Raw genomic sequence first — 10,657 nt, forward strand, 5'->3', positions numbered from 1 at the left:
GTGCGGCTGGCCAAGGTCCGCTGGCGCATCGAGCACGACTACCGCGAACTCAAACACGGCCTGGGCCTGGACCACTTCGAGGGCCGTTCCTGGCCGGGCTGGCACCACCACATCACCCTCGTGACCGCCGCCCATGCCTTCCTCACCGAAGAACGCCTAGGCCGTTTCTGATGGCTCTTGGACGAGGTCGCGGAGCCAGATGACGATCGCTGCGACGGCCAGGGTGCCGTTGAAGATGTAGTCACGCTTGTCGTATCGGCTGGCCACTGCCCGGTATTGCTTCCACTTGCTGACGCACCGTTCGACGGCACTGCGGCGGCGGTACTGGGCCTTGTCGAAGGCTGGTGGACGCCCTCCGGCCCGGCCCTTGCGCTTGCGGCTGGCCCGCTGGTCATCGGGCTGGGCGATGGTTGCCTTGATTCCCCGTCGCCGCAGATAAGCGCGGTTGTCGCGGCTGGAGTACGCCTTGTCGCCGCGGACACGATCGGGACGGCGGCGTGGCCGGTCCGGTCCGCACCGCCGGATCCGCAAGCCGTCCAGCACAGGGATGAACATGGGGCTGTCGCCCCGTTGTCCCGGCGTGGTCAGCCAGGTCAACGGGCGGGCCCGGTCGTCGGACAACAGGTGGATCTTGCTGGTCAGTCCGCCCCGTGAGCGCCCCAGCGCCTCCCTCCCATCCCCCTCCACACGCGCCCGCCCCCTTTTGCGGGAAGTCGCGCGGAGGCCGGCGCCGGGCCCCGGCCGCGTGTTGATGTGCCCGGCACGAGGTGGAGTCGATGTTCACCGCCCATTCCCGCCTGCGCAGCGCAGTCTCCTCCCCGGCCGCCCTGGCCAGCGCCCCGTCGGGATCGGCGGCGTCGGCCTCGATCTGTAACTCGGCCAGGATCTGCCGCCACGTTCCGTCCGCCGACCAGCGGCGATGCCGTTCGTAGACGGTCTGCCAGGGGCTATACCGCTCAGGCAGGTCCGGCCAGGGCACCCCCGTACGGGCCCGGAACAGCACTCCGTTGATCACTTTGCGGTGATCGGCCCACTGCCCGCCAGGCTTGCCGTTGGCGGACAGTAACGGCTCAATCTTCTGCCACTGCGCGTCCGTGAGCTCATGTCGCCGCACCATGAGGCGCACCTGCCCAGCCCACGAGCTGATCCACCCAGCCCAGCAAGAGCCATCAGAAACGGCCTAGCCCCGCAGCTCTCGGGCCGGCTCCGCAGGCGGCTCGGTCTGGAAGCAGGGCTCAACGCCGGAATCGCGTCCGTGAAAGCGACGTTTCCCAGTGATTCACAGCCATCATCGACGGCCATACTGGACGCCGTGGTGGCCATGATCGAGCGGTCCAAAGGCTTCCGCAGTCGTAGCGACGAGGACCTGCGCCCGGGAGACTGGATCCAGTTCGAGGAGTCATTTCGCTACGGCCTCGCCTCCGGCGACGGCCCCCGTAACGGCGATGCAACGACGGCGGGGGTGGTCTACTTTGCCGCAGCGGAACTGCCGCCGTTCGTGCTCGTGGGTTCGGCTGTGCATGTCCTTGACCGCCGGCAGTCTGAAGAGGCCCGCGCATTGCAAGGGCCTCCCTTCTACGTGGACGCGATCCGCGCCTATGCCCAGAGGCTCGCTGAACTACCGGACGAAGGCGGGACAACCGTTTTCGAGCCTCCCTCCCTCACGCTGCACCCTGTTCGTCTCGGCTCTGTCTCACATTGCATTCGTTACCTGTGCCTTGACTCCTGGGCAATCCCCGATGTCAGCCCGCCGGTGCGACTGAGCGGACACGCGCGGGTGCTCGCCGCGCGCACGGACCGGGAACCGCGTGCAGTGCTGGCCACACCGCTGTATGCGGAGTACACCCCAAGGTGAAGCTTCGGCCTGGTCCCCAACTCGCAGGGCGCCACGCCCGGCGCCGGATCAGTGGCCGACGTGAAGCTCGGCCCGGGTGACAGTCGGGGGTGACGGGATGGGAGTCGGACGGTTTTCCGGCGACCCGAGGGCAACACGGTGTTCACCGTGTTGAAGATGATCAGTCCCGGTGGCCTTCGCGGGAGGTCGGCTGTCCCCTCCTGTGCGGGAGGTCAGGCGGGTGATGCGCCTGGTCATGAGCGTGATCGCGGCCCATGTCATCAGCGACTCCGAGTGCTGGATAAGTCGTTCGTAGTCGCGGGCGTGTCGGCGGCCGTGCATGATCCAGGCAAGACTGCGTTCGACCACCCAACGGCGGGGTAGGACGACGAACCCGGTGACGTTCTTCGGCCGGCTGACGGTCTTGAGCGTGAGGTTCAGGTGCGCCATCAACCCGTGCCCGGCCTGGTCGGTGGAGTGGCAGCGCGCCTTCCACCTGCTCCGACTCCACCTGGAGGCCGGCGGTGCGCTGCCCATGTCGCCGGGCACGGTCGTGCACCAGGGCGAAGACCTCGGACGATGGACGCAGGCGCAGCGCCTGCAGTGGGACAGCTCACGGCACTGCAGCAATGGATGTGCGACCACGCCCTCGACATCGGACCCGCGGCCGAGGACGAGAAGCCCAAGCCGCGTCGTAGCCAGGCCGACAAATGGGCCACCACCTACGAGGCCGCCAAGCAGTACTACGAGCGCGAAGGCCACCTCCGGGTGCCCAGGAGGCACATCGAGCAGATCGTTGTCGGGGACGGCGAGGACCAGAAGGAGCAAGAGCTCCGGATCGGTGCATGGATCGGCAACCAACGCTCCCGAGCCGCCGCACTGTCGCCGGAGCGTGTGGAACAGCTATCCGCCATCGGCATGCGATGGACATAACTGCGCCCAAACGGACAGCGGGGGGTGGGCAGGGGCGATCCTGCCGGACCCCGCTGTCATGCGCCTGTGCCAGCGCCTACGCGTCCCCGGCTACGGGCGGTTGCTGATGGTGCCCGCACGTCCTGCGCCGTGCCCCGGCCCCACGCCCCGAAGCCATCTGTGGCCTGGGGAGACGCATCGGGAGCGGACGACGTTCGACCGTCCAGGCTCCGGCTGGCCGCCCTGCTGGTCTGCTGCTGTCGACCTTCGTACCCACCTCGCCGGGCCTCGGACGTACGCTGCCAGGCCCGCTCGGGGATGCGGGCCGCTGGTGTCCTGGCTGGGAACTTGCCAGGCTGAATGGGGTTGGTGGGGCTCAGGCGGGGTGGCGGTAGTAGGTGAGGGAGACCTTGACCGGGCCGTCGTTCGAACCGTCGGTGAGCGTGCGGATGATGGCGATGTCCTGGCCGCCCGGGTAGCGGACGCAGAAGCTGCGGCCGGCGTGCAGCGTCGTGAAGGGCAGGGTGGAGGCGGGCTGGGTGCCGATGCCCTTGAGACAGTCGGTGAGCGTGAGGGGGCCGACCGACGGAATGAAGGCGGCGCTGTCATCAGGGACGTAGTACTCGCCGTCCTCACGGCCCAGGTACCAGGTGGAGTTGTCCTGGGTCACCTTCCCAGCCTTGAGATCGAACTCGTAGTCCGAGTCAGGGGAGGTGAGTTCGCGATTCGTGTAGACGGCGGTATAGCCGGAGATCGTGGTCGGTTGTGGAGGCGTGGCGGAGGAAGGGGCGGGGGTTGAGGCAGTGGAAGGGGGGATGCTGCCGGTGGCGGCGACGTTCTGCTCGACGCGGTCGCCGAAGTATGAGGAATGGAGCAGGACGTAGGTCGTTGCAGCACCGGTGACAAAGGCGATGGCTGTCAGGAGCGCGGTGCGGGCGCCTCGGCGTGCGTCGGTCGTGGCGTTACGCACGGCGGGCGCTGGCTGCTGCTGGTGGGGCGCCGGGACGGGGAGAACGGATGCGGCGGCCAGGGCGTCGGCTGCGGACCGAACCGGGTCGAGCACCGTGGCGGGCGGGGGCGAGGTGGTCGGTAGGTCGGTGTGGCGATGGATCTCGTTGCTGACCTGTTGAGGCAGCCAGCCGTCGGAGAAGCGGAGTTCCCCGCCGGTGGCTGGGTGCCTGCGGGCGGCCTCGATCAGCCAGGCTGTGCCCGGCCGGTCTTCGGGGTTCTTGGCCAGGCAGAGCCGGACCAACTCGTGCAGCCCGTACGGAAGATGGGATAGGTCGGGCTCCTCGTGTATCGCCCGGTAGAGGGAGGCGGACTCGGGTCCGTCGCCGAAGGGGGCGGTGCCGGAGCCTATGTAAGCGATCAGGGCGCCTAGGGCGAAGACGTCGGTGGCCGGCGTGGCGGGCAGCCCTAGGGCTTGTTCGGGAGCCATGAAGCCCGGCGAGCCGATGCGCAGGCCAGTGCCGGTCAGGGGGTTGGCGTCGGCAGCACGGGCGATGCCGAAGTCGATGACGCGGGGGCCGTCGGCAGCAACGAGGACGTTTCCAGGCTTGAGGTCGCGGTGGACGACGCCCGCTGCGTGGATCGCATGCAGGGCCTCAGCGATGCCGGCGACGAGCAGCAGCACGGTCCGTTCCGGCAACGGGCCGTGACAGCGGACGACCTGCTGAAGGGAGGGACCAGGCACGAAGGTGGTGGCGAGCCAGGGGGTGATGGCATCGGTGCCCGCGTCGACCACCTGAGCGGTGTAGAGGCCGTGGATACGCCGGGCGCTGGCGACCTCCTGGGCGAAGCGGTGCCGGAACCCGGGATCCTCGGCAAGTTCTGGCCGGACCACCTTGAGCGCGACCGGGCGCCCGCCAACGGTGTAGGCCAGGTAGACCCGGCCCATGCCGCCCGCGCCGAGCCGCGCGCAGAGGCGGTAGCCGCCGATCTCGCGGGGATCGTCCGTGGACAGTGCCTCGAAGGGTGAGGGCGACAGAGCGCCGAAGGGCTGTGCGGTCATGCTGTCTCCCAGCGGGTCGAGCGGTTGGGACTGGGGCGGAGCGGAGTGGGTGCGGCGGCCGGGGCGGCCCAAGAGACCCCGGGATGGTCGCCGAACTGCTCGGCCGGGTGCGGCTGATGAACGGGGGGCGCCGCCCTCGCCGAACGGCCGACGGCGCTGCTGGGGGCTGTGCATGCGCCGACCCAGCGGCAGCGTGACGTTAGAGCAGGCGCACCGGCTGACGGCGGGGCGAGGGACGACCATCGGTTTGTCGCTGCCCTGGGGGCACGTGTCGCTGAGCGAGGAGGCGTCGGGACATGAGCGCAGTCGTCGTCAGCCCGGGTCCTTGACAACGACGCGCGCGGCCAGAGCTTCGGCCGGATGCGGAACGCCTGCCGAGACGATGACGGTCTTCGGCGAGCCGTACCGCAATCGGAAGTTATTCGCGGGAGGTGCCGAACACGATGCGGTGACCGATGAGCAGTACCACGGAGCCGGCGACCGCGGCGCCCCAGGTGTACGGGTCGAAGAAGTCCTTCTCCACCGGGCGGTCGAGGAAGCGGGCGGAGAGCCAGCCGCCGACGAAGGCGCCCGCGACGCCGATGAGAGTCGTGCCGATCAGCCCCACCGGGCTGCGGCCGGGCAGCAGCGTCTTGGCGATGGCTCCGGCGAACAGGCCGAGGATGATCCAGCTGATGATGCCCACGGTGTTCTTCCTTCCGTCGGGTCGGGTTCAGGTGCGCCCGAGACCGACACTTGGTTCGTTATTACGCAAGCCAGTAGTGCTTGGTCAGGTGGCAGGGGGCGGATATGTCGCGGTGGCAGGCGGGACAGACGTCGGCCCAGATGGGATGGAGTGCCTGCAACTCTCGGACGACTTGGCAGAGGGTCAGGCCGGAGCCGCATCTTTGAGGGCCGGGGCCGGGGCCGGGGCTGGCCGTCGGGGATGCGGAAGACGAGGGCACCGCCCAGTCCGGCTCTTTTCAGTCTGCGATTTCCTTGGCGGCGCGAATTCCTGACAGGTAGGCGCCGTGGACGGTCTGGTAGGAGGCGCGGTGCGTCGCCTCGCCAGCGAAGTGCACACGGTCGCCCACGGCGGTGGCGAGATGGTCGCGCATGGCCGGTGTGGAGCCGATCTTGTTGTACGAGTACGAGCCGCGTGCGTACGGATCGGAGGCCCAGCGGGTGATCTGGTAGCCGACAGGGGCGGGGATGTCGCTGCCGAAGATGGTTTTCAGCGTTTCCATGGCGCTGTTGACGATCTGGGTGTCGCTCCAGCCTTCGATCGTGCGGCCGAAGTCGGCGGCGTTGAAGCCGAGCAGCACCGGCTGGCCGGTGGGCCGGGTGATGTTGATCCACTGTTCCCATTGGCCGTACCTGTCCAGCTCCGGAATGCAGGTCATCCAGTCGGTGTCCGGCCAGAACACCTTGGGGAAGCGCAGGTAGCACTTGTTGAGCACGCCCATCCCGAGCTTGGCGATGGCCGTGCGCTTGGAGGCGGGCAGCCCGGGCCCGAACGTGACCGCGCCGCTCTGCAGCACGCCCAGCGGCAGCGTCACCACCACATGGCCGGCGTGGAACGTGTCCTTGTCGGTGCCGACCGTCACGCCGCTGGAGTTCCAGTCGATGTGCCTAACGACCTGCCCGGTCCGAATCGACAGTCCCCGCGCGAGCAGATCGGTGATCTGGCGGTAGCCGCGCGGGAACAGCACGTCCTTGCCCTTGATGTCCGCGCCGTCGTCGAAGTACAGGGCCGACATCTGGTTCACGCTGCCCGAGTACTCGTGTTCGTAGTCGTTCAGCCCGAAGGAAGCCAGGACCTTGTCGTCGTCGGACAGTGAGGACCAGTGCAGGGCGCGCTCCACCACGCTGCGTACCGACGTGTCCTTGTCCGCGTTGTCCTGGTACGCGGCGAGAGCGTCCTCCATTTTGCTCTGCCAGCCCTCCATCACCTTTTCGTGGGCGTCGTCGACCTCGCTGCCGTCGGGAAGGTAGTCGGTGGAGCTGTCGGGGTCGGTGACGACCGTCCGTGCCCTGGCCTTCGCGGCCAGCGCGGCGATCGGATTGTTGTTGATGCCGTGGATCCATGAGGCGCCGAGGTCGAGTGGCACGCCGGCCCATTTCTCGCTCGTCCAGATGCGGCCGCCGATTCGGTCGCGCGCTTCGAGGACCACCACGTCCTGTCCCTGGTCGGCCAGGTGGCGGGCTGCGGCAAGACCGCTGATCCCGGCACCGATGACGATCACCCGTTCACTACCGGACGAGGCCGACGTGGTGTTCGCATCGGTCGGGCTGACCTTGCAGGCGGACAAGGAGGTGAGAGCGGCCAGGCTGGGCACGCCCAGGCTCGCGCTCTGCAGGAAACGCCGGCGGTGCATCGTCATGTCTGTCAACCGATCTGCGATCTGGACACAGTTTTTCGCGGAGGCCGATGAACGCTCCGTTGCGTTCGACGGTCTGCCCGTAGGTGAAGAAGCCGCGCAGGCTTCAGTGAGGTCCCCGATCCGGTCGGGGACTGCCCCATGCACCGTGGTGCGCGTCCGCTTGCTGGTCCACAGGTCGTGCGGTGTGGACCCCGTCCAGCGGTAACCCTCCTCGTCAGTACAATGAGGCTGATACTGCAGAGCATGCAATTGAAACAGCGATGTGTCAATAGAGGCATTGGAGGCTGGTGCGACGATGCGTACCGACGCGGCAGAGGTACTGGACTCGGCAATCCCGGTCCTGGCCAAGGACCGGGCGGCGTCCATGCAGGTCATCGCCGCGCGCGCGGGCATCAGCCGGGCGACCCTGGTCCGCCTGTTCCCCACCCGTAAGCTCCTGGTGCAGGCGATGGCCGAGAAGATCCTGGACGACTGCGACCGGGTCCTAGACCAGGCCGAGGCGGACGCCGCGCCCATGGAGCAGGTACTGGCCGCGCTGGTCGCCGAGTACACGCCGTTCGCCGAACTGTGGAGCCTGGTCTACGTCGAGCCCGACGTCTCGGGTCTGCCCGAGGCCAGCACGCGGGCCAAGGCGATCTTCATCCGGACCGTCAAGCTCATGGAACGCGGCCAGAACTCGGGGCTGCTGCGCAACGACATGCCGGCCACCTGGCTGGCCTCGACGTTCTGCGGCCTGGCCGAGACCGCGTGGGAGCTGACACTCGAAGGCCACATGGGCGCCCGTCAGGCCCCGGACTTCATCACCGCGATCCTGCTGCACGGCGCGTCCGCCTGACCCTCGCCCAAGTACGCTTGGTCGCAGGCCCTGGCCGGGGTGTCACGTGAGTTCGACAGTGCGCCAGCCCGCGCCTGCTCTCTGCGACCCGCCCGGCTGCGGCGGTGGCGAGGGACCCGTCGAGGTCACGCCGTAAGCTGCGCCGGGGTTGTGATGGGTTTCTGAGTCACGGAGAGGCGTGTGTGGGGCGGGACATGGTCCTGAGTGGCCGGTACGAGCTGGCCGAGAAGCTCGGGCAGGGCGGCATAAGAACGGTCCAGCCGGCAATCAGGTAGTTGCCCGTGGCGCTGTTGATCCGGCCGTATACCAGGCGGGAAGCGAAATCCTCGTCGGCCTGTTTCGACGAGCTGTTTGCCATACGGGACGGAAAGCCAGCGTGGGCGTTCGGCGGTACAGCGGACGTCGTCGCGTATGCCAAGCGGACCGGCGTCCCAGCGCGCGTGTTGTGGCCGGAGGGCGCTAAACGACGTCCCGTAAGCCCTGATCAGGCGTGTGATGATCTTGGCGTGGGTGTGGTGGTGACGGCGGCTGAGCCGCGGTGGGTGGGCCTGTTCGCCGGGCTGGACGGGCGTCAGTTCCGTAAGCTCGTGGGGCTCGTGCGGCGTCGGGGCGGTGGCAAACCCACCGGCGGACGGCCGTGGGCCTTGTCATTGGAAGACCGCATACTGCTGGTGGCGGCATACTGGCGGACGAACCTCACGATGCGGCAGCTCGGCCCTTTGTTCGGGATCTCGAAGTCCGCTGCCGGCCGGGTCATCGACGACATCGCTCCGCTTCTCGCGCTGGCCCCTGTCCGGGGTCGGCACCCGGCCGGCACGGTGCTGATCGTGGACGGCACCCTGGTCCCGACCCGCGACCGGAGCGTGGCCGCCTCCAGCAAGAACTACCGCTGCTCCACCAACCACCAGGTCGTCATCGACGCCAACACCCGGCTGGTCGTAGCGGCCGGACGACCCCTGCCCGGCAACCGCCACGACGCCCGCGCCTACCGGGAATCCGGCGTGGACCGCGCCGTGAAGAACGCGCCCGTTCTCGGTGACGGCGGTTATCGCGGCACCCCTGCCCTCATCCCGCACTGGCCACGCAAAGACCGACCCCTCACACCTGAGCAGCAGGCCGACAACACCGTCCACCGCCGGGCCAGGGCCCGCGTCGAACACGCCTTCTCCCGGATGAAGACCTACAAGATCCTCCGCGACTGCCGGCTACGCGGTGACGGGGTCCACCACGCCGTCCTCGGCGTGGCCCGACTGCACAACCTGGCCCTCGCCGGGTAAGCCCCCACCTCGACCCAAGGCCATCCCAGCCATGGCCCAACATGCGCTTACGGGACGTCGTTTAGCCTCGCGCTTTCACGAGGTGGACTGTCCTATAGGTGATCAGGTAACTGTAGAGTGCCTCTGACCAGCGAGAATGAGGATTGTCGAGGGCCTGCTTCCTGCACCAGCCGGAGGCACTTCTCAGGTGAGCAACCCCCATGCCGCCCAGACTGGCCTCGGGAGTGAGCCGCGCCGTTAGAACGGCGGCGACCACCGGCCTGCCCAGGTCGGTGTGTATCCAGCTGGAGGCCAGACACGGTCCTGTGGGAACGATGGGTGGGGCCATATGTGGCCCACCCATTCGCATTCGGGGATCGCGCCTTCCCAGTCGTCGGTGCAACGGTCGGCCCAGTCGCGGCCTACCAGCACCGGCCGGGTCAGCAGTCCGTTTGCGGTGTCCTGCACTCGCAGGACCAGGCCCAGGTCGTTGATCCCGGGGTTTCCGCGCGGCCCATAGGACACGCCGCCCATCGAGTCGGGCAGATCGAACAGCCATTGCTCCAGCTTGGCCGGGTTACCACCGGCCAGCTCCATCCCGTCCAGAGTCACCTGCGGCCCGCGAACGGCGTCAGTCGCGACGCAGAACAGTCGGCCGGAGCCGTCGAAGTACTCGTATACGGTGGGTTCCGCCGGGCTGAGCCCCAGCTGGAGACCCACGATCTCTGGAAAATAGGGCTCGGCTTGGAACCGGCGCAGCTCAGGGGTCTCCGGCAGCGCCATCGCCGCCTCATCCATGCTCATGCCGAACCGCAACGGCCCGACGTTCTCCAGCGGTGTGAGCACCCACACCGGCCGGGCCCGCTCGGTGACTTCTTGAGAGTCTGGCGACGTCATCCAGCCCATCCCCCTCTACTGACCTCGCGCTGCGACGTGGGCTGTCCGGTAGGTGATCAGTTACGCGAAAAGTGCCCCTGACCAGCGAGAATGGGGATTGTCGAGGTCCCTGTTCCCGCACCGGCTGGAGGCACTTTCCAGGTGAGCAAGCGTATCGGTTTCTACCCGCGCTTGCGGGTGTCGGGTAACGGCAACGGCGCCGTCTCGCAGGCAGGCGGGTTGCTGCTGATCGAGACAGCCCGCCGGCAGCTGCCGCCGCAGCACCGCGTTCTCGTGGCGCAGGACGAGAAGCCCAGCGTCTTTCGCCTCATCCCCGCGGAGCAGCAACGACGGCGGGGAGAGCAACTTCCGGGTCGCCTTGTACAACAGGGACACGATCATCCGGACACGCTCCCAGCCGACGAACCGTCACCGCTGCCACCCGCGACGACGACTTTTCGAGCGGCACACCCTTCCAGCCGGTGCTGACCGCGGCCGCCACCGCCCCGTCCACCTGATCGTGCACGGCTGGCAGCGAGCGCTCCCCCGACCAGCCGTAGGCCACGAACT

Annotated in this window: 11 protein-coding genes and 1 pseudogene; 5 read left to right on the forward strand and 7 right to left on the reverse strand. The window is 68.2% G+C overall.

What is annotated here, in order from left to right; all coding sequences use genetic code 11:
• Positions 1-171 (forward strand): transposase (locus ACWD3E_RS42745; protein ID WP_451392865.1); only part of this gene is annotated, 171 nt, incomplete at its 5' end.
• On the opposite strand, the gene ACWD3E_RS42750 is transcribed toward ACWD3E_RS42745, so the two are convergent.
• Positions 157-1,117, reverse strand: a protein-coding gene (locus ACWD3E_RS42750) for an IS5 family transposase (protein ID WP_451392857.1) whose coding sequence is annotated in 2 segments (ribosomal slippage) — positions 157-727 and positions 726-1,117 — 963 coding nt in all. Because the reading frame shifts where the segments join, the coding sequence is not laid out codon by codon here. The genes ACWD3E_RS42745 and ACWD3E_RS42750 overlap by 15 nt on opposite strands.
• Between ACWD3E_RS42750 and ACWD3E_RS42755 the strand changes: the two genes are divergently transcribed.
• Positions 1,103-1,855, forward strand: coding sequence for an SAVMC3_10250 family protein (locus ACWD3E_RS42755; RefSeq protein WP_451392858.1), 753 nt, complete (start codon positions 1,103-1,105; stop codon positions 1,853-1,855). The two genes, ACWD3E_RS42750 and ACWD3E_RS42755, sit on opposite strands and share 15 nt — an antisense overlap.
• Positions 1,856-2,052: 197 nt before the next feature.
• Here ACWD3E_RS42755 and ACWD3E_RS42760 read toward each other — a convergent pair.
• A pseudogene (locus tag ACWD3E_RS42760) lies at positions 2,053-2,278 on the reverse strand (transposase); the annotation flags it as partial.
• Positions 2,279-2,437: 159 nt separating this feature from the next.
• Here ACWD3E_RS42760 and ACWD3E_RS42765 point away from each other — a divergent pair.
• Positions 2,438-2,767 carry a helicase associated domain-containing protein gene (locus tag ACWD3E_RS42765; RefSeq protein ID WP_451392859.1) on the forward strand — a complete coding sequence of 110 codons (330 nt, stop codon included), beginning with the start codon at positions 2,438-2,440 and terminating at the stop codon, positions 2,765-2,767.
• Between the two features lie 355 nt (positions 2,768-3,122).
• Here ACWD3E_RS42765 and ACWD3E_RS42770 read toward each other — a convergent pair whose 3' ends face one another.
• The 3 genes from ACWD3E_RS42770 to ACWD3E_RS42780 form a co-directional block, all read right to left on the reverse strand.
• On the reverse strand, positions 3,123-4,757 hold the full coding sequence (locus ACWD3E_RS42770) for a serine/threonine-protein kinase (RefSeq protein WP_451392860.1): 1,635 nt from the start codon (positions 4,755-4,757) through the stop codon (positions 3,123-3,125).
• A 418-nt stretch (positions 4,758-5,175) separates the two neighbouring features.
• Positions 5,176-5,442 (reverse strand): GlsB/YeaQ/YmgE family stress response membrane protein, encoded by a 267-nt coding sequence (locus tag ACWD3E_RS42775; RefSeq protein ID WP_451392861.1) that lies wholly within the window; start codon positions 5,440-5,442, stop codon positions 5,176-5,178.
• Positions 5,443-5,719: 277 nt separating this feature from the next.
• A complete protein-coding gene (locus ACWD3E_RS42780) occupies positions 5,720-7,369 on the reverse strand; it encodes an FAD-dependent oxidoreductase (protein ID WP_451392862.1) in 1,650 nt (549 codons plus the stop codon).
• 46 nt (positions 7,370-7,415) lie between these two features.
• On the opposite strand from ACWD3E_RS42780, the gene ACWD3E_RS42785 reads away from it, so the two are divergent.
• Positions 7,416-7,955 carry a TetR/AcrR family transcriptional regulator gene (locus ACWD3E_RS42785; RefSeq protein WP_451392863.1) on the forward strand — a complete coding sequence of 180 codons (540 nt, stop codon included), beginning with the start codon at positions 7,416-7,418 and terminating at the stop codon, positions 7,953-7,955.
• Between the two features lie 506 nt (positions 7,956-8,461).
• Entirely contained in the window at positions 8,462-9,232 is a 771-nt protein-coding gene (locus ACWD3E_RS42790) for a transposase (RefSeq protein ID WP_451392866.1), read from the forward strand.
• 237 nt (positions 9,233-9,469) lie between these two features.
• Here the strand turns inward: ACWD3E_RS42790 and ACWD3E_RS42795 are convergent, their stop codons facing one another.
• Together ACWD3E_RS42795 and ACWD3E_RS42800 are read right to left on the reverse strand one after the other, a co-directional pair.
• Positions 9,470-10,108 carry a hypothetical protein gene (locus ACWD3E_RS42795; protein WP_451392864.1) on the reverse strand — a complete coding sequence of 213 codons (639 nt, stop codon included), beginning with the start codon at positions 10,106-10,108 and terminating at the stop codon, positions 9,470-9,472.
• A 307-nt stretch (positions 10,109-10,415) separates the two neighbouring features.
• On the reverse strand, positions 10,416-10,657 hold a 242-nt coding region (locus ACWD3E_RS42800), incomplete at its 5' end, for a hypothetical protein (RefSeq protein ID WP_451392867.1).

Source organism: Streptomyces sp. NPDC002676 (genome assembly GCF_053592455.1).